The organism is Gracilimonas sp. (assembly GCF_035704785.1).
Taxonomy (GTDB): Bacteria; Bacteroidota; Rhodothermia; order Balneolales; family Balneolaceae; genus Gracilimonas.
The window spans coordinates 1-20,175 of record NZ_DASSWP010000071.1 but is presented as its reverse complement, the minus strand read 5'-3'; the positions used below and the strand labels follow the sequence as shown (position 1 = coordinate 20,175).

The 20,175-nt window shown below is 43.8% G+C and carries 16 protein-coding genes; 7 read left to right on the top strand and 9 right to left on the bottom strand.

The window, feature by feature from the left end; genetic code table 11:
- The 5 genes from VFM80_RS04040 to VFM80_RS04020 form a co-directional block, all read right to left on the bottom strand.
- Positions 1-911 (bottom strand): Gfo/Idh/MocA family protein (locus tag VFM80_RS04040; RefSeq protein WP_395069801.1); only part of this gene is annotated, 911 nt, incomplete at its 3' end.
- A 6-nt stretch (positions 912-917) separates the two neighbouring features.
- Entirely contained in the window at positions 918-1,580 is a 663-nt protein-coding gene (locus tag VFM80_RS04035) for a 3-keto-disaccharide hydrolase (RefSeq protein ID WP_395069799.1), read from the bottom strand.
- 84 nt (positions 1,581-1,664) lie between these two features.
- Positions 1,665-2,276: a gluconate 2-dehydrogenase subunit 3 family protein gene (locus tag VFM80_RS04030; RefSeq protein WP_395069797.1), complete on the bottom strand. Its 612-nt coding sequence runs from the start codon at positions 2,274-2,276 to the stop codon at positions 1,665-1,667.
- Positions 2,277-2,312: 36 nt separating this feature from the next.
- On the bottom strand, positions 2,313-4,025 hold the full coding sequence (locus tag VFM80_RS04025; protein WP_395069795.1) for a GMC family oxidoreductase: 1,713 nt from the start codon (positions 4,023-4,025) through the stop codon (positions 2,313-2,315).
- Between the two features lie 4 nt (positions 4,026-4,029).
- The gene (locus tag VFM80_RS04020; protein WP_395069793.1) at positions 4,030-4,983 is read right to left on the bottom strand and encodes a sugar phosphate isomerase/epimerase family protein; all 954 of its coding nucleotides are present in this window, start codon (positions 4,981-4,983) and stop codon (positions 4,030-4,032) included.
- A gap of 207 nt (positions 4,984-5,190) precedes the next feature.
- Between VFM80_RS04020 and VFM80_RS04015 the strand changes: the two genes are divergently transcribed.
- The 5 genes from VFM80_RS04015 (at position 5,191) to vapC (ending at position 11,041) form a co-directional block, all read left to right on the top strand.
- The gene (locus tag VFM80_RS04015) at positions 5,191-6,444 is read left to right on the top strand and encodes an MFS transporter (protein ID WP_395069791.1); all 1,254 of its coding nucleotides are present in this window, start codon (positions 5,191-5,193) and stop codon (positions 6,442-6,444) included.
- Positions 6,445-6,465: 21 nt separating this feature from the next.
- Positions 6,466-7,470 (top strand): sugar phosphate isomerase/epimerase family protein, encoded by a 1,005-nt coding sequence (locus VFM80_RS04010; protein ID WP_395069789.1) that lies wholly within the window; start codon positions 6,466-6,468, stop codon positions 7,468-7,470.
- A gap of 295 nt (positions 7,471-7,765) precedes the next feature.
- Positions 7,766-10,333 (top strand): M1 family metallopeptidase, encoded by a 2,568-nt coding sequence (locus VFM80_RS04005; RefSeq protein WP_395069787.1) that lies wholly within the window; start codon positions 7,766-7,768, stop codon positions 10,331-10,333.
- Positions 10,334-10,451: 118 nt separating this feature from the next.
- Positions 10,452-10,649 carry a type II toxin-antitoxin system VapB family antitoxin gene (locus tag VFM80_RS04000; RefSeq protein ID WP_395069785.1) on the top strand — a complete coding sequence of 66 codons (198 nt, stop codon included), beginning with the start codon at positions 10,452-10,454 and terminating at the stop codon, positions 10,647-10,649.
- Positions 10,646-11,041: a type II toxin-antitoxin system VapC family toxin gene (gene vapC, locus VFM80_RS03995; protein WP_395069783.1), complete on the top strand. Its 396-nt coding sequence runs from the start codon at positions 10,646-10,648 to the stop codon at positions 11,039-11,041. Before VFM80_RS04000 ends, vapC begins: the two co-directional genes overlap by 4 nt.
- A gap of 76 nt (positions 11,042-11,117) precedes the next feature.
- Here the strand turns inward: vapC and VFM80_RS03990 are convergent, their stop codons facing one another.
- Positions 11,118-12,380, bottom strand: a complete 1,263-nt coding sequence (locus VFM80_RS03990; protein ID WP_395069781.1) for a spinster family MFS transporter — start codon at positions 12,378-12,380, stop codon at positions 11,118-11,120.
- A 356-nt stretch (positions 12,381-12,736) separates the two neighbouring features.
- Positions 12,737-13,597: a M23 family metallopeptidase gene (locus tag VFM80_RS03985; RefSeq protein WP_395069779.1), complete on the bottom strand. Its 861-nt coding sequence runs from the start codon at positions 13,595-13,597 to the stop codon at positions 12,737-12,739.
- 595 nt (positions 13,598-14,192) lie between these two features.
- Here VFM80_RS03985 and asd point away from each other — a divergent pair.
- Positions 14,193-15,242 carry an aspartate-semialdehyde dehydrogenase gene (asd, locus tag VFM80_RS03980; RefSeq protein WP_395069777.1) on the top strand — a complete coding sequence of 350 codons (1,050 nt, stop codon included), beginning with the start codon at positions 14,193-14,195 and terminating at the stop codon, positions 15,240-15,242.
- Positions 15,243-15,344: 102 nt separating this feature from the next.
- Here asd and VFM80_RS03975 read toward each other — a convergent pair whose 3' ends face one another.
- Positions 15,345-15,698: a hypothetical protein gene (locus tag VFM80_RS03975; RefSeq protein ID WP_395069775.1), complete on the bottom strand. Its 354-nt coding sequence runs from the start codon at positions 15,696-15,698 to the stop codon at positions 15,345-15,347.
- Between the two features lie 3 nt (positions 15,699-15,701).
- Positions 15,702-16,079 carry a hypothetical protein gene (locus VFM80_RS03970; RefSeq protein ID WP_395069773.1) on the bottom strand — a complete coding sequence of 126 codons (378 nt, stop codon included), beginning with the start codon at positions 16,077-16,079 and terminating at the stop codon, positions 15,702-15,704.
- 275 nt (positions 16,080-16,354) lie between these two features.
- On the opposite strand from VFM80_RS03970, the gene VFM80_RS03965 reads away from it, so the two are divergent.
- A partial coding sequence (locus VFM80_RS03965; RefSeq protein ID WP_395069771.1) for a lamin tail domain-containing protein occupies positions 16,355-20,175 on the top strand: 3,821 nt, incomplete at its 3' end.

Below are 20,175 nucleotides of genomic sequence, written 5' to 3'. Positions count from 1 at the left end.
TAGGGATTGCCCCGCTTGTGGATCTCCTCCGGTTTATCGGGATACTTCACCCTTAAATAGTTTGGTGATTCCTGATCCCATTCCAGTGAGGCCTCCGTACCATAGATCCTTATGTTTAAAGGGTTTTCTTCTCCCACCGATACCTGTGATGCATATAATATACCCCGAACTCCACCTTCATAGTGGATCAGCATGTTGGCATCATCTTCAAGGGCCCTCCCTTCTACAAAAGAGGTAGTATCCGCAAAGAGTTTTTCTATCTGCAGGCCTGTAATATATTCCACAAGGTTTTCTGCATGGGTTCCTATATCCGCTATGGCTGCCGAAACGCCGGCCTTTTGGGGATCAGTCCGCCACTCCGCCTGTTTATTTCCCTGCTCTTCCACGGGTTCAGCCATCCAGCCTTGCGGGTATTCAACGACAATCTTTCGAAGCGATCCCAGCTTTCCGCTTTGAACCATATGCCGGGCTTCTTTCACCATTGGATAGCCGGTATAATTATGAGTCAGCGCAAAAATTACCTCGTGTTTTTCCACCAGCCGGCAAAGTTCTTCTGCTTCTTCTACGGTATTGGTCATGGGCTTGTCACATACAACAGGTATTCCCTGTTCTATAAAAGCTTTACAAACCGTAAAGTGAAGATGATTGGGAGTGACCACCGAAACCATATCAATACGTTCGTTTTCAGGGAGAGCAGCTTCTTTTTTAGCCATTTCTTCGAAGGAGCTGTACACACGGCCCTGATCCAATCCCAGTTCCTCACCCATCTGCTTCGATTTTTCGGGGGTTGAGGAAAATGAACCTGCCACTAACTCCAGAAGGCCATCCAAGGCGGCGGCTTTTCGATGTACTTCTCCGATAAATGCCCCCGGGCCGCCCCCGACCATTCCGTATTTAATTCTATCCTTCATAAAAGGTCAGTCCAGCTTTTTGATCTTGATATTCCTGAATTGAATCGTATCTCCATGATCCTGCAAACCAATGTGTCCCTCATGCATATCTCCGAATTCGGGGTGATCTACAAACTTGCTGTTACGCAACATTTCATACCATTCGGGAGTCCAGAGTTCATATTCCAGGACCTTTTCCCCATTTTGCCAGTGTTCGATCTTGGATCCATTGGCTATGATCTTCGCACTATTCCACTCGCCATAGGGATTCGCATTTTGAGGTTTAGCGGGAATCAGGTCATACAGCGATCCTGCTTTCCTGTTGCCATCTACACCCCGGGTTGCATCCGGATGGTTTTCATTATCCAGGATCTGAAATTCAGGGGCCGACCAATAAATAGCCTGAGTGGGTTGTTCCAGTGCCCGATAGAAAATACCGCTGTTTCCGGCTCTCTCCGCTTTCCATTCCAGTTTCAGAATAAAATCACCGTAGGTTTCCCGCGTGATGATATCTCCCCCGCCGCCACCGGCCATGACCGTAAGCATGCCATCTTCAACTTTCCATCCTTGCTCAGGAAAGCCATCTTTTTGATATGCCCTCCAATGATCAGCGTTCGAGCCATCAAAAAGCAGTTCCCAGCCTTCTTCCTGTTCCTCAGTTGTTAACGAATTTTGTTCTGTTTGAGCCATACACTGACTAATGGTTAAGCATATTATAAGTGAAAATAGAATTGAGATATATTTCATGTGAAAAAATTTAAATAGGTTGAAATTTTAACCGGTGGCTTTGTTTTCAAGGCCCAAATGTTCAAGTGCTTCATGAGAACACCCTTGCCAGTTATGAGGCCGGTTGCCCATGTATCCGATATCTTCGATGCCTATTTTACTCGACCAGAATCCGGAAGCTACCAGATCTCTAAAGCGGTTAAAGAATGCCACACCCTGCTGCATTTCAGGTTTTGCTTCTTCGGGATAAGCGATCTCATCAAGCATATCTTTTTTTTCATTATCCGTACAGTCAATGTAATTCTTGCTGAACCTCTTCTGACACTGAATATCCAGCCACCTCAATCCACCGCGAATTGGGGTTTGATTGCCCGGCTTGTCGAGCATCATAAAATCGATGAATTGAGGTACTCCTGCCTCCTCGGCATTTCCGGATCTTTCATCGGCAGGAATGATCATATTGGCAAGCTGACGAACCGTTTCAAACTCATGATCTGTAAAGAACTGCGCGTTCCATTTTTTAAGATCTTCCTCTGTAACATGCTTCCAAAACTCATGTTCTATAGCAGCTTCTTCCGGAGCGGTTTCACAACCCGTCAATGAAAAACCGGCTACAAGCGTGCCCAGTGATAATGCTTTTATTGCTTCTCTTCTGTCCATAATTCTATTTTTTGGCTATTTATATTTACAGCAGTATTAAAGATTTCCTTTGTTTTTCTGATCAACGATGTATTCCGAAGCACGCATCGAAAGTGCCAGAATAGTCCACGTTGGATTCTTATGAGGCTGGGACACAAAGGAACCTCCATCCACGACAAAGAGATTATCAACGTCATGAGCCTGGCAGTATTTATTCAGCACAGACGTATCAGGATCATCTCCCATTCTGGTGGTACCCACTTCGTGAATGATTTGCCCCGGATTTGTGATGCCGTATCCATCCTCTTTAGAGGGCATATCCCAGAGTAAGTGGCCACCCATTTCGTCAATAATAGACCTCAAAGTGATCTGCATATGTTTCACCTGATTATACTCGTGGTCGCTCCAGTTATAATTGAACCGAAGGGTTGGTATTCCCCACTTGTCCACGCCGTTAGGATCAATTTCACAGTAATTGTCTTCGTAAGCGATGCCTTCGCCGCGTCCGGAAAAACCGACTACGGATCCATAATACCGGCGATAATCGTCTTTCAGTCCTTTACCGTAACCTCCGCTTCGCTTGGGTCCATCCTGAAACATTGCATTGTAATTCTGGATGCCGCCCATGAATCCATAACCCGGCATACCGCGGCCTCCCCACATTTCGACGTGATAGCCTCTTGGGAAATCGAGTTTGCTGTTATCCAGCCACCACGGAATGTACAAGTGCATACCACCTACTCCATCTTCGTTGTGAGCCGGCATATCCATCATGCCCGGGATAAGACCGGCCACGCTGGTTCCCGTTGAATCCATGAGATACTTGCCTACCACTCCGCTTGAATTCGCCAAACCATCGGGAAAATCGGATGATTTGGAATTCAACAGCAGCCGGGCAGATTCGCAAGCACTTGCAGCCAGAATCACCACTTTGGCCCGTACTTTATATTCCTGCGCATCAACCTTGTTGACGTAGGAAACGCCGGTGGCCTTGCCGTTACTGTATGTAACCTCACGCACCATAGCGTTGTTGATGATCTCAAGTTTGCCTGATCTCAAACCGGGAGGAAGCAGCACTGATGGTGAAGAAAAGTTGGAATGGGTTGCACAGCTTCGGTTACACTGACCGCAGTAATGACAAGCGGGACGACCGTTGTGCGATTCTGTAATAATGGACAATCGTGACGGGATCACAGGGATGTCCATCGTATCGCAAGTATCTTTGATCAGATGCTCATAGCAACGGGGTTCAGGCGGTTTCATGTAAATACCGCCAGGCTCATTGGGCATGTCTTCATTGGTACCAAAAACACCGATCATCCGATCTACTTTATCATAATAGGGGGAGATCTCATCGTACGTTATGGGCCAGTCATCCCCGAGTCCGTCTTTGCTTTTTGATTTGAAATCATCGGGACCAAAACGAAGGGAGATACGACCCCAGTGATTTGTTCGTCCACCTAGCATACGCCCTCTGAACCAGTTGAATGTAGTTCCGGGCGTGGTGGAATAGGGTTCCCCCTCAATATCCCATCCACCAAAGCAGGCATCAAACTCACCAAAAGGCTGCTCCGGAGTTGAAGCTCCACGGCGGGGAGATTCATAGGGCCAAGTGAACATGGCGAAATCCTGAGAGTCGAACCAGCCACCTGCTTCAAGCATAAGTACGTCTAAACCGGCTTGGGTAAGTTCATGGGCTGCCATTCCTCCCCCGGCTCCGGATCCGACTATACATACATCATATTCTTTAGAGCTTTCTTTAATTTGCATAAGATTATCCTTCTGTGATTTTTGATCCTGCTTCTATTAATAGTCTTTTTGTTGCTTTAATGCCATCCATTTCACTCAGCTCATTTCCTTCATATTCAATACCGATATAGCCATTGAAGCCTGAAGCATAAATAATTGAAAGCATTTTTGAAAAATCTATCGTCGTTTCCTTCCCTTTATCATCAAAAGCATAGCTCTTTGCGCTTACAGCTTTAGCAAAAGGCATCAGTTCTTTTACCCCTTTATAGCGATCATATTCCTCGATGCAGCTTCCACCCCATTGGGCTCCATTTTCTCTTTTCACACAGAAGTTTCCAAAATCAGGCAGCGTACCACAATTTTCCATTCCAACCCGGGATATCACATCACTCAGCCACTGTCCATCCGAAGAATAACCGCCATGATTTTCTACAATTACATTGATTTCATGATCTTTTGCAAACTCAGCCAATCTTCCCAACCCATCAACGGCATTTTGCGTTTGCTCTTCTTTACTGCCTTCACCATAAGCATTCACCCTGATAGAATGGCATCCTAGATACTCTGCTGCCTTTACCCACTTGAAATGATTTTCTACTGACTCAATTCGGGTTTTATCATCGGCAACGGCCAGCCCTCCTTCCCCGTCAACCATAATGAGAAGCTGCTCAACCCCCAGATCATTGCATCTTGAATTCATTTCATTCAGGTAAGAACGGTCATCTGCTTTGTCCTGAAAAAACGTGTTTACATATTCTACCGCCTCTATTCCAAACTCATTCTTTGCAGCAGCGGGGAAATCAAGATGATCCAAGTCTCCACTTCTTATCGTTCGGTGAAGGCTCCATTGGGCAAGAGATATTTTAAAAAAGAGTTCGGAAGCGATCCTGGATTCTGAATGGAGGGCTGTTAAAAACCGGGATACAGGCAGCGATAAAGCGACAACTCCTCCCAATTTTAAAAAATTTTTTCTATCCATGTGATCTTTAACAGCGATAACTATATCATTTTATCTTTTTCCAAATTTTCACCAATGTAATAAAAGAATTGAGTGATGCAATTTGCTCTTCGGTATTTTTTATATTTTATACAAATTTTTAAAAGAACATATAAAAATATTTCATAAGTAGTCGGATGTGCTATTTTCAGACCAACATTAAACTGTAAAAAATTCCAGGGGTAATTAATGAATAAGAAATTACGAGCCAAACTAAGCCTTATGATGTTCTTAGAGTTTTTCATCTGGGGGGCATGGTATTCCACGGTTGCAGTTTTCATGACGTCCAACGGCATGGAAAACCTCACACACTGGCCATTTACGGTAAATCCGATAGCTGCTATTGTAGCTCCTTTCTTCGTTGGCTTGATCGCTGACCGATACTTTGCCACTGAAAAAGTATTGGGCATACTCCACATTCTTGGAGCAATCTTCATGTTCCTGACACCGATGGCAGTAGAGCAGCCGATCTTATTTATCTTGTTACTGCTTGCCTATAATCTTTGCTACATGCCCACCATGAGTCTGGCTAACACTCTTTCTTTCCATCATATTGATGATCAGGAAAAAGATTTCCCCATCATTCGTGTGTTTGGTACCATCGGCTGGATCGTGGCCGGACTCGCCATCAGCTTTGTACTCGGTATGTTTGTGGCCGAAAACGTAAAGCCGGAGCAAACGGCCCTGCCTTTATATATGACGGCGGCAGCCAGTCTTCTCTTGGGAATTTATAGCTTTTCACTGCCTCATACCCCTCCACCCGCAGCGGGAGAAAAAGTTTCTGTTCGCAGCATTGTCGGGATCGATGCCTTTAAAAAACTGGGGAGCAGATCTTTTTATGTGTTTCTTTTCAGCTCGTTTTTATTATGTATTCCTTTGGCAGCCTACTATAATTTCACACAAATTTTTATCGGGAATGCCGGCTTTGAAAATATCGCTGCCACCCTCACCATCGGTCAGATGTCTGAGGTACTCTTCATGGTTCTGATACCGGTCATGTTCATCCGTTTGGGTGTGAAATGGATGCTTGCCGCCGGCATGCTTGCCTGGGTACTTCGCTATGCACTATTCGCTATGGGAGCAGCCGAGCCCATCACCTGGATGATCCTTGCCGGTATTGCGCTGCACGGTATATGCTATGATTTCTTCTTCGTAACAGGCCAAATTTATGTGGATAAGAAATCCACTCCCGAAATTCGTGGCCAGGCACAGGGACTTATTATCCTCATCACATATGGTGTTGGTATGCTCATCGGTGCGCAGGTGGCAGGAGAAGTTTACAACAGCTTCCTTGGCACTGCAGAATCTTTGACCCTGAACCAGTGGTATGATTTCTGGTGGATCCCCGCCATTTTTGCTGCGGCCGTCTTGGCATTCTTCATCATCTTCTTCAATGATAAAGTTTTGGATGAAGGGGCTACAGCAGATGATATCACCGTATAATTTTCATTAAACCTATTTTCTATGTCCAGACCCGTTACATTATTTACCGGTCAGTGGGCTGATCTCAGCCTTGAAACCCTTGCTCAAAAAGCCTCCCAATGGGGCTATGATGGACTGGAGCTTGCCTGCTGGGGTGATCACTTCAACGTTACCAAAGCACTTGAGGAAGATGGATATTGTGAGCAACGTAAAGAACTCTTAGCCAAATATGATCTAAAAGTCTGGGCTGTCAGTAATCATTTAGTTGGGCAAGCAGTTTGTGATCTTATTGACGAACGCCACAAAGAAATTTTACCTGCTCATGTCTGGAAGGACGGTGATCCTGAAGGAGTACGTCAGCGAGCTGCAGAGGAAATAAAAAACACAGCACGGGCAGCAAAAAAGCTGGACGTTGATGCAGTCAATGGTTTTACCGGGAGTTCCATATGGTCAAAATTATACTCTTTCCCTCCCAATACACCGGACATGATCGAAAAAGGATTTCAGGATTTTGCCGATCGCTGGAATCCCATCCTGGATGTTTTTGATGACGAAGGTATAAGGTTTGGACTGGAAGTTCATCCCACCGAAATAGCATTTGATATTTCTACAGCGGAACGTGCTATCGATGCACTTGACAGACGCAAAGCTTTTGGATTCAATTACGACCCGAGTCACCTTGGCTACCAGGGCGTCGATTACATTCAGTTCATCAGACAGTTTGCTGATCGTATTTACCATGTTCATATGAAAGATGTGTGGTGGTCGGATAAACCAACCAAGGCCGGTACTTTTGGCGGACATCTGGACTTTGGCCACCCCGACCGAAACTGGGATTTCGTTTCCGTAGGAAGAGGTAACATCGATTTCGACCGGATCATCAGGGCACTTAATGAGATCCGGTATTCAGGCCCGCTTTCCGTTGAATGGGAAGACAGCGGCATGGACAGAGAATATGGCGCTAAAGAATCCTGTGAATACGTCAAAAACATCGACTTCCCTCCTTCTGAATCCGCATTTGATGCAGCATTCTCTGAGAAAGACTGAACGTACTTCACACTTCTTCCCAACATCCCTTTTGTGAACGAGGTACAACTAATTATGTATCCGACAGCCGAAAACCTTTAATCCGACCTTAGAAAAAAGAGCGTTAAGCCGAAGCTTAGCAACGAGGACGAAGGGGGCGTACAGAAGACAATTTTAGCCTTAGCTCACACCCTCCGCGTATTTTGACAAGTCAAAATTCGGGACCTCCCGGTCCCACTTTTTTTTTACAAACACATAATTGAATTCTCCCCGATAGTTGATAGTTTAGACTGTATCAGATCAACTAATCAGGCTTATGAAGTATTCTCTCAAATCCATTCTTTTATTTTCCCTTTTCATTGGAATGCTTGGGTGTTCCTCTTCCCCAAACATTGAGCCCGGTGTTTCCCTTGAATTGGCTCAGTTCCGAAAAGCAAATATCTCCGATATCACCTATGAATTGTATTTCGATATTCCTGAGGAACAGTCCGACTCCATAAATGCATCCGCTACTATTTTATTTGAACTGAAGGATAGCAATCATGATATACAGCTTGATTTCCGGGAATCTAAAGAGCTTCTAAATTCGATCTCCATAAACGGTGAAACAGTGGATATCACCTTCGAAAAGGAGCACATTATTTTGTCGGCTGAGTATTTAACAAAAGGTCAAAATTCCGTCGATATTGATTTTACTGCGGGCGAGTCTTCCTTGAATCGAAATCCCGAATATCTGTACACCCTTTTTGTCCCTGACCGTGCCCGAACAGCCTTTCCGCTTTTTGATCAGCCGGACCTGAAAGCCGTGTATGATCTTACGTTAGAAATTCCGCTAAACTGGGAGGCTATATCGAATGCTCCGCTGAATTATCAGCATGAATCCGATTCCACCAAGACCCTGAATTTTGCTCCTTCTGATCTGATCAGCTCTTATTTGTTTTCTTTTGTGGCTGGAGATTTTGAGAAAGTCACCCAAACCATAGATGGTACAGAAATGACCATGCTGCACCGGGAATCAGATCAGGAAAAAGCAAATCGAAACATAGATGACATCTTCCGTCTGCATAAAGCCTCACTCGACTGGTTGGAGGAATACACCGGCATCGACTATCCATTCCAGAAATTTGATTTTGCCCTCATCCCGACATTCCAATACGGAGGAATGGAGCATGTGGGAGCCATTCAATATCGAGCTTCTTCTTTATTCTTGGATGAAGATCCGTCGGATTCACAGTTGTTGAGTCGTGCCAGCTTGATCGCCCACGAAACCGCACACATGTGGTTCGGCGACCTGGTTACCATGGAGTGGTTCAATGACGTTTGGACCAAGGAAGTGTTCGCAAATTTCATGGCTGCCAAGATCATGAATCCCAATTTCCCCGAGATCGACCATAACCTGAATTTTGTACTTCGCCATCACCCCAGTGCGTATTCCGTGGACCGAACTGAAGGCGCCAATCCCATTCGTCAGTATTTGGGAAACCTAAACCAAGCCGGACAAATGTATGGAGCCATCATCTACAACAAAGCTCCGATCATGATGCGACAGCTTGAGCTGCTGGTGGGAGAAGATATTTTCCGTGAAGGAATGAGAAAATACCTAAGCACCTATTCTTTTGAGAATGCCACCTGGCCTGATCTCATCGAAATTCTGGATGAACTTTCCGATCAGGATCTGAAATCATGGAGTGAAGTTTGGGTGAATACACCCGGCAGGCCTCATTTCAGTTATGAATTCAAGGAAGATGAACTGCCCGGTCGGGATCCACTGCTTTATGATATGCTGATACAGACCGATCCTGCCGGAATGGAGCGGGTCTGGCCACAACAGGTTGGTATCTGGACCGTCAGTCCGCAGGACAGTTCTTTCAAATTCTTTGACATCCTGAGTAATGAACAATCAAAATTTGCAACGCTGAATGAGCTGAGAGCTGAAACCAAGGTTTTCAATGCTAACGGCCGGGGATACGGTCTTTTTCCTGCTGACCTGGAGACACTTGAGTACTGGGAACACATGAAAAATGTTCGCAAGGGCTCGCAACTCATCAACCTTTACGAAAATATGCTCGAACAAAATGAGGTGATGCCTAGGGAGTATTTATATAAGCTCCTCGAGCTCGTTCAAACCGAAGAAAATCAGCTATTGATCGGACAGATATTGGGGCATATTCAAACCATTTATTGGGATCTGCTGAATGAAACCGAACGGAATAATATCGCTCCTAATATCGAAGAAATTTTATGGGAGCAAATGATCGCTCAGGATGAACCGAGTAAGAAAAAGACCTTCTTCAATGCCTACAGAAACATCGCCATTAGCAAATCCGAGGTTCAAAAAATATATGATATCTGGCGGGGTGAAATGGAGATCGAGGGGTTGAACCTATCCGAAACCGACTATATCAGCATGGCCGGAGATCTCGCGATCAGGATGCCTGAAAAATCCGAAGACATCATCTCAACCCAATTGGAAAACATTGAAAACAGCGACCGAAAGCGCCGGTTTGAATTTATAAGGCCCGCACTTTACAGCGATCAACAGGTTCGGGATGAATTTTTTGAATCGCTGAAAGAAGAGGAAAACCGACAGACAGAATCATGGGTTCTCAGTGCCCTGGGTTATTTACACCATCCGCTTCGGGTTGATGATTCTGAGAAATACATTCTGCCAAGTTTAGAGTTACTGCAGGAAATTCAGGTCACCGGCGATATCTTTTTCCCAAAACGCTGGCTGGATGTGACCTTAGGAAATTACTCCTCTGATACAGCCGTCCAAACCGTCCGTACTTTCCTGGATGAGCGCCCCGATTATAATGAGCAGTTACGAATGAAGATCCTACAAGCCGCAGATGGGATGTTTCGGGCGAATAGGATCAAGAATTGAGTTGTGGTGGCTTTTAATAAAACTGGACCGGAAGGTTTGGAACAAGGTTAAGAATTAGGAATTCATCCATAATGTGTATAAATTATTATATAATACACATTAGCCAAACGATGCCGTTATGAGAACAAATGTAGTGATCGATGATGACTTGATGGATGAAGCCTTGAAGGTAAGTCGGTTAAAAACGAAAAAAGATGCGGTAGAAGAAGGATTGAAGTTGTTAGTCCAGCGCAAAAAACAAGAGAAGATCAAAGACTTGCGGGGAAAATTGCACTGGAAAGGTGATTTAGAAGTAATGAGGACTGACAAGAAGTGATCTTAGTAGATTCGAGCGTATGGATCGATTACTTCAACGGTGTTAAAAATAAGCAAACTGACAGCCTCGACCGTATCCTCTCCCAGCAAACTGTTCTTTTAGGAGATATTATTCTCACTGAAATTTTACAAGGTTTTGACAGTGATAAAGAGTTCAAATTAACCAAAGAAGCTCTTGACCCCATAGATTGTGTTCATCTTGGAGGAAAGACTCTGGCAATAAAAGCGGCTTCTAATTTTCGGTTTCTCCGTTCGAAAGGTATCACCATTCGAAAAACGGTAGATATGCTTATCGGAAGTTGGTGTATCGAACATCAGGTGGAATTGCTGCATAACGATAAAGACTTCGACCGGATAGCAACACAGTTACCATTGCAGATTTATAATGATTGAGTTTACGGCGTGTAGGTTGTTCGTCTGAGCAGTCACGCCAGTAGGGGCCCTACAATTCGTCCCTATTGCCTTGGAATCAATCCACAGCATCTTTTTCATAAAACTGCATCGCTTTCACAAAACTTACCGTCGCCAATACCCCACATACCGTAAATACAAGAAGCAAGGCTTTTGAAGGTCCGTACAGATCCGTAAAAACATGATCGATGAGCCAGCCGGTTACGGGCGGACCGATCCCAAATCCCACAATACTGATCACAAATAAATAAACTGCACCGGCCATTCCCCGCATGTCCGATCTCACAAAATACTGGATAAGGGCCGCGGCTACACCGTTGTAAGAGGAGGCGATCACATTCCCGATACCAATCAATATGAAAGCCGTCATAACCGATTCCGCCATCAAGCCGAAATAGTAGAATGGGAGTCCGCCGAGGGCGGCTATAATTCCTATTACAAAGCGTTTTTCCGGGCCGTATTTGATGGCAAGCTTGTCGGCCAGCCATCCGGAGGCATTCACCGCAATTCCTGTTGCAAACATGAACCAGCCATATTGAGAGATCATGGATGGAGCTTGAAACGTGTCGTTCAATACGGTTCCGACAAAAGCCAAAATGGTATAGCCACTGAGGGAAAGCAGTGAGAACCCGGCAAGATAATAACGCACACTTTTTTTTCTGAGGATATAACTCAGTACTTCAAAAAACTTTGATGCCGAACGATCGCTTTCCCGGGATTTTCTCTTCGGTTCACGGATTAACAAGAAGCCGATGACTGCAATAACCAATCCGGGCCAACCTACGATCTTCATGGCTACCCGCCAATCATAGGCTTGCGCTAACGAGCCGCCGATCAAGAATGAGAGCCCTACCCCAACAAAGATCCCCGAGGCATACACCGAGAATACACGCGCTCTTCTTTCAGGTGGAAAGTAATCGGCCAATAAGGAATACACTGCCGGACTTAATGCCGACTGACTCACCCCAACAAAAAATCTAGCTGTGACCAAAAAAACGAAGGAGCTGGCAAATCCGCTGGCAACGGTCATAAGGCTCCAGATCACCAGTCCGGTGAGAATGATCCGCTTTCGGGAAAACTGATCGGCAAACCATCCCATGAAAATTCCGCAGACAGCGTAGATCAGGGAAAAAGCCGGCCCGTACAGAACACCGATCTGTGTGTTTGTAAAGCCAAGATCATCCCGAATAGCCGTTCCCAACACCGCCACGATCTGCCGATCTACAAAACTGGAGATGTATATCAGGAATAATAATCCGAGTACCAGCCAGGCGTAGAACTTGGGTAAGTTTGCTTCGATTTTTTCATATAGAAATTTCATGGCGCAAAGATAGAGTACAGATCGGTGGGATGGAAATCTGAACATAGAACAAGGAACATCCAACATCGAAAACGAGAACCCATCCTAATGAAGATAATGCACGCTTCTAATCTTCCCTTTTTTGTGTTTTAGAGTTTTCGTGGCAGAAATAATTACTCGGACCGGAGTTCTGGGCAGCCATTCCGAACGAGTGTACGGTTGGGAACGAAGAAGAGAGATGTAAGATGTAGAACCTGCGAGCGTCCTGCGGTCCTCGCAGCGTTCGGGCTCTAGTAATGAGGTCAACACCCGCAACGCTCGCAGGTCCTCCCGGACGCTTCGAGGTTGCTCCCATGAGGCCCCTAACTGTTATAAAGTTAATGAGAAACTTTATCACCTTTCTCAAACTGTTGGTTCTCATAACCTTTGAAAGAAATGAAAATAGAAACAGGCTGGGTTTTGGTGGGCTGAAAGACATTGAAATGAAGATGGTCCCCACTTACATACCCCGTGTTTCCAGATAAAGCAATTGGCTGGCCAACCGATATTTGATCACCGATCTCAACCAAAACGCCATCCTTTTTAAGATGGGAATATTGAGCCACAGTACCATCTTCATGTAAGATCATAATTGAATTTGAATATGACATGTAAACTTCACTGTTCCCGCCATAAGAACTCCCTTCATATAAATAACCTACTATTCCATTTCGGGCCGCATATACCGTATCCCCAACTGACATCGCAAAATCTACTGCGTATTTATTATAAAGTCGGTCATGTGAAAATGAACCCTCTTGCCCCTGTAAGATCCTAAAAGACCGATCTTTTGAAACTGGTAACTCATACCGGTATTGAGTATCAGGCCTGGCAGTAATTGGATTACCTATATAGCCGGTACCATTAATGGACTGAACGACCTCCTCGTAATCTGCACTATCAACAGCTGCAAATATGGGGAAAGATATACTGTCGTTTGGGCTGACTATAAAAGGATTTAAAGGGTCTAATGCAGTTTGCAGCGAATCAATTGTAGAGTCTAATATCACATAGCGTTCTACAGGAAGATCATTAATTAAGATGATCTGGAATTGATCTTCATTTTCCGCCTTTAATTCTAAATAGGTGGGTTTATCAATTGGCGGTAATGCTGGTGTTTGGTGAGACCATATCTTACATCCTGAAATAAAAATCACACATAACCATAGAGTGAAAATATAAATCGTGTTTTTGCTCATCCACCTTACATTTTGAATAGTTCACTCATAATGTACAAATATCTTTGAAACCACTATGTTGATTTTATGCCGACGTTTGGGATAGCTAAAAACCCCGGGCTTATACGATACACCCTTACTGACCGTAATGCAGGTATCTAACAAATCGGCTCAGTGAGCCGGTATACGTCCCCTCAAAAAAAGTGAGTATTCTAAAGCAATAGCGTCCTAAACGTTTCTCAAACTTGATGAATATATCTTTCTATACGTTGTATACATTATTAAGTATGTGTTTTTAAACCTACTCTAAGCCTAATTAGGGAGATCTTTCACTACATTCCGCTACGCTGCATTTCGTTCAAGATGACAAGGGGTTGGGTTAGGGTTCAGCGGCGCCTTTGGCGCCTTATGGTGACCTCCCGTGTCAGATGTCATCCTGACGAGTAAATGCAGCGTAGCGGAATGAATGAGGAAGGACCTCTTGTATCTTGAATTGATGTATTTAAAACGTTTAGGACGCTTTTGATTCTAAAGCTAAAAATCTCACATTAAGTGTATTAAATGGTTATTTTCAATGCTCACAAAATTTTGATCTATAAAAACTCACTTAACCATCATGAAAGTTGGAATTTTAGGCGCTACCGGTGCAGTTGGACAAAAATTTATTCGCTTACTTCAGGGACATCCCTGGTTTGAAATTGAGGCTTTGGGAGCCTCAGAACGCTCCGCCGGTAAGAAATACAAAGATGCCGCCAACTGGATCGAAGACGTGGTTTTACCGGAGCACGTCAAAGAGATGACGGTAAGGAATTGTGAGCCTTCTGAATTCAGTAATGTCGATTTTGTGTTTTCCGGATTAGACGCTTCCGTAGCCGGCGAGATCGAAAAAGCTTTTGCCTCTGCCGGAATACCGGTCATTTCCAATGCCAAAAATTACCGGCAGGATCCTACGGTTCCGCTGCTCATACCGGAGATCAACCCCGATCATACCGAGCTTATTAAAAAGCAAACTTTTACCAAAGATGGCAGCGGATGGATCGTAACAAATCCAAACTGCGTAGCTGTCCCGCTCGCCATTTCCCTGAAACCATTGTATGATGTTTTTGGCATCGAAGCACTGATCCTTACCACCATGCAGGCAGTTTCGGGAGCAGGCTATCCCGGCGTGGCAAGTTTGGATATTTTGGGGAATGTGATCCCATTTATTTCAGGAGAAGAACCTAAAGTTGGTCCTGAGACCCGAAAACTTTTAAGCAAACTGGAAGGAACTACTTTGGCAAAACCGCATTTCCCGGTTCAAGCTACGGCAACCAGAGTGCCTACCATCAACGGACATATGATCTCGGTAACAGCTAAGCTGGAAAACCCACCTTCTAACTTCGATGAACTGAAAGCAGCGTATATGAACTGGAAAAATCCAATCGGTGATCTTGATCTTCCCTTCTCTCCAAAAGAACTTTACAAGCTGCATGAGGAAGAACAATATCCGCAGCCGCGTTTACATGCCGATGCCGAAAACGGAATGCAGCTGCATTTAGGCCGATTAAGAAAAGCTGAAGTGTTTGATGTCAGCTTTGTGGCCATGGCGCATAATACCATTCGCGGGGCGGCCGGCGGGGCTATTTTAAATGCGGAATTGCTGGTGAAGAAAGAATTTTTGAAATAGAATAATTAATTCCCCTAATGTAGAGACGCAAGATTTTGCGTCTCTACATTAGGGGCAAATTCAAAAATTATTCCTCCATGTCATCCAACCTTTTTTGCGACATTACAGATTCAATTTTGTGGACATCCGAATAGCCTCACTTTTATCTCTTCTTGTGATATTCAGCTTGATCACCCCCTGATCGCTTCCGGGCAACGGCTCAAAAAATGCCCATTGATTGGCCTTTATTATTAGTTTCCCACCGGTAAATAAAAACCCCTTCTTGTACTGAATGCTTTTGAGGTTATCCAGTTGAATGGCAAATTTCGACAGGTTACTGATTCCGTTACCACTGGCATCGTACACCTTATATTCGAAAAGGAGTTCATTATCGGCAAAGCTTAGAATGCCCTTCACTTCTTTGAACTTATTTAAATCAGTACCCTCATACATAGAATACTTGTAAGGAATACTCATCGCTTAATCTTCCAGTTCATTTAATTTTTGTTCAGATAATTTCAGGTTCAGATTTGAGGATATTGAGGAGGCCACATTTTTATGTTTATTCTTCACTTTTAGTATTCTTTCAGTAAGGTCTTTTCCGGGCAATTCCCCAAATGATCTTGCATTCTTTCCATGAAGGATCAGCTTCCCGCTAAACCAGCCTTTTTTGAATTCAAGCATATCAAGTTCGGACAGAGGGATCTTTTCCGTCCTCAACTCTGATTGATAAGCCTCAACTACAGCGTCTTTTTTTTGAAATTCAAAGACCAAATATTCTCCTTCCACGCGCAGAATTCCTTCAACTTTCATGAATCCTCCGTTCAAATTCTCGATACTAAAAGGAAGTGTTCTCATGGCAAATACTGTTAATTAAAGACTTAGGTTGGAATAACGTTGTTTAAGAAAAAGTACAAAAAATCTGTAAGGAGTGCGCATCTCATCGCTCTAACTATACAGCTATTAAAAGAGAAAAAAATTGATCATTGCCTTGAGAATAAATCTTATTCTCAATGTCCTTCCAGGGGTAAAAGGTGGAACACCCTTTTACCCTAATTTTTTTACTTTAAGATGATATTGTAATTAAAGATAAAGGCAGTTCTTTAGTTACTACGTCAAGCTAAGATTTTAGCATGAAAAAACTGCTTATACTTTTACTGTTTACTATACCTGCCTTAGCTGTTGCACAGACAGTTAACTTTGAAGATGGTTTTTCGGATCAGGATATTTCAGATTGGTCGGGGGATGTAGCAAACTTCACTTTCATTGATGAAAGCGGAAATATTTTGCTTCAGCAGGATGCTCCTGATGCCGGCACATCTTACTTAAGTATCCCATCAACAAATGTTGAGGGATATTGGGAGTTTTTTGTCAGAATGGATTTCGCTCCTTCCGATGGAAATAAAACTGAAATTTATCTCATGAGTGATGTTTCTGACTTCTCATCGAGTTCTATAAACGGATATAAAATACTGGCCGGCGAAAATGGATCTGAGGATGTTTTTCGCCTTTTGAGATTGGATAACGGTACTGAAACCGAAGTAATCGCAGGAACAATTAATATCAGTGCCGGAGGAGATTTCAGAGTTAAAGTAACAAGAGACGCCGCAGGAAACTGGACACTGGAAGCAGCTACCGGATATGCCGGGATCTTAAGCGAAGAAGGCACAGCCATTGACAACACCTACGCTTCAGCTTCTTACTTTGGATTCAAAACTACTTATACATCTACACGTTCTGATCTTTTTGCCTTCGACTTTAAAATTGACATTCCTCCCGTTGAAGTATCTTCAGTTTCTCCTGTTAATGCTACAGATATCGACGTTTCTTTTTCCCGTGATATCGATTTTGGAACTGCTCAACTAAGCGATTTCACGCTATTTCCGGAGAATATAAATCCGCAATCAATTACACAACAGTCTTCAGATGTTGTCCGTATATCCTTCGCTAATAACATTAACAGTGGAGAAAATGAGCTTTCTATAACTGACATAAATGATGCCACAGGTGAAACCACACTAGCTGATACTACTTTTTCTTTTGTAATTTTTGACAACTACCAACCGGGCGACATAGTCATAAATGAATTTCTTAAAGATCCGCCTACAGGTACAACAGAAGAATATGTGGAATTAAAAAACACCTCAAACCGCTATTTGAATATCAGAGACTGGCAAATAGGTGATAATACTTCTTTGACCTCTATTTCAACTACTGATCTTGCCGTTTTACCGGATAGCTTTGCCGTAATAACTTCTGATACAGCATCTATTAGTTCTATTTTTGGAAACGGAAATTATATACAGGTTTCTTTACCTGCTCTCAATAATGGAGAAGATCAGATTCGGGTATATAATCAAAACGGTAATTTGATTGACTCCCTTACATACACCACGGATTGGGGTGGTGAAGATGTGGCTATAGAACGGCGGGATGAGAATGTATCCTCAATTTTTCGGGAAAACTGGGGGGACAGCCCCGCTCCGAACTTTGGTACTCCGGGTTTTACCAATCTGATTGAACCTGATAATATGCCACCGGAGCTATTAGAGATCGAACGCTCAGCAAGCGATCAGATCCAGCTTACATTTTCTGAACGGTTGCAACAAATTCCCGCTGAAAACACTGCAAACTTCGAACTTACTTCCAACAATCTAGATGTATCTGTTCCTTCACTTCAGTCTGCTACATTTCTCTCCCCGGAAATTATAATTCTTCAATACAACACCGACTTACCCAGTGAACCGGAAGGGACCACTTATGAGCTTGCTATTGCAAACCAAACCGATATTTTTGGCAATGTTTCAGATCAGATAATTGAATCATTTTTCATTATTGAATATGGCAGTGCCCGTTCCGCAGATGTGATAGTCACTGAGTTCATGTACGATCCCGCAACAGGGTTTACTGATTTTATCGAGCTCTACAACACATCAACAAGCGCCTTTAACCTACAGGGATGGACCTATAATGACAATTCAGGAAACCGGCGTACTATTTCAAATGAAGAAATAGCTTTAGCTCCGGGCTCTTACATCGTTTTGGCTCCTGACAGTACTATTTTATTGTCTTTCCCGGAGATTGCCCTAATCGACATGGGTAGTAGTTTTGCAAATCTCAACAGTACCACTCCCGATAACATTGTGATTCGCGATCAAAGTGGTACACTCATTGATTCACTGACTTATAATTCAGATTGGGGTGGGACTGAGATCTCTTTAGAACGACGATCAAATAATGCACCGTCTATTTATAAAGAAAACTGGGGGAATTCTCCCTCCCCTGATCTGGCTACTCCGGGCACGGCCAATCAGGTTGCAGCAGACAATGATCCTCCGGAGATCATCAGCTCCTTTATTCCAGCACCCGATTCCATTCGAATTATATTTAACGAGCGGGTTGATTCCTTACTGGCTAAAAACACGTCCAACTACAGCCTTTCTCCTTCAGTATTTATTTCACAGATCGCCCACTTTTCCGGTAATGCGTTGACTCTCGCTCTGGGGTCTCCCCTCACAGATGGCGAGACCTATACCCTTACCATTGAAAACCAGCAGGACATTTTTGGGAATCTCTTAACTTCTGCTTTTACCGAATTGGTGTACACAGAGTTTTCTCCTTCTACATATGGCGATGTGATAGTGAATGAAATATTATATCGCCGGGCAAGGGCCGGTTCAGAAGAATTCGTAGAACTCTATAACCGAACCGATCAAAATTTTGACCTCAGTAACTGGATCTTTCAAGATGCTACCGGCTCAAGCACAATACCAAATGGCACTCAAATTCGAGGTGGGGAATTTGTTGTACTGACCGGTCTTGAAAGCTTTGCCAATGAAATTGAAGATGCAGTCTTTCTCTCCGGGTTTCCCGCATTGAATGATGATGAAGATGCAATAGTAATTCGGAATCAGGACGGAACTTTGATCGACAGCTTGTTCTATAGTAATATCTGGGGTGGCAATGAACGGGGAGTTTCCCTGGAACGTAAAGACCCTCAATCTGCTTCCAATGATGCCTCCAATTGGAGCAGTAGCACTTCTAATTACAGAAATACTGCCGGAAACGAAAATTCAATTTATGAACCCGACGTTACTCCGCCGGAGATCCTCTTTTCAAAATTACAGTCCGACGGAACCATTTTTGTAGCATTCACTGAATTTGTGAATATCAATAATGCCGCTGCCTCAATAAATAACCAACCGGCCCCAATCATTCGATACAATGAAACGGATGCAAATATCGTGATCCTCGAAAATCCTGTGGAGGCTTCGGCTAAGGCAAAATCGCGCAAAAACCAACCGTTGAGACTTGTATTCACCAACATCACCGATTTCAGGGGAAATGCCAATAGTGAGCTATCAGTAGAAGTTTCTCAGTCACTGATGCCGGGTACGGTGGTCATCAACGAAATTCTTTATAACCCATTGGCTAATTCTGATGATAATCTTCCGGATCAAACGGAATATATAGAGTTGTATAACCGTGCAGATCATGCGGTTTCTCTGGAAGGATTTTCATTGCATGATGAACCGGATGAAAACAATTTAGTACGTTCTCTGTATCCGGTATCCTCACAATATAAATGGATCCCTGCCGGAGGATATGTGATAGTATATGCAGATGATCAAGCCGCGAGCTTCGGAGAAAGTCAGCTTGCTGAATACTTTGAATTGCAAAGTGAGGATGATCAGTTTAAAGTACGTGTCGACCGAACAAGCCTCAGCTTGGCCAATACGGATGACGCCATCTACCTAGCTGACAGTACCGGGGCAACTATCGATTCGGTCTTTTATAATGAAAGCTGGCAGAACCCTAATCTGTATAATACTGATGGTATAGCTCTTGAACGCATCGATCCGTCCGGACCTAGCAATGATCAGTCAAACTGGAGTTCCAGTACCCGTGTGAGTGGAGGAACTCCCGGTGAGCAAAATTCCATATTTCAGCAGGG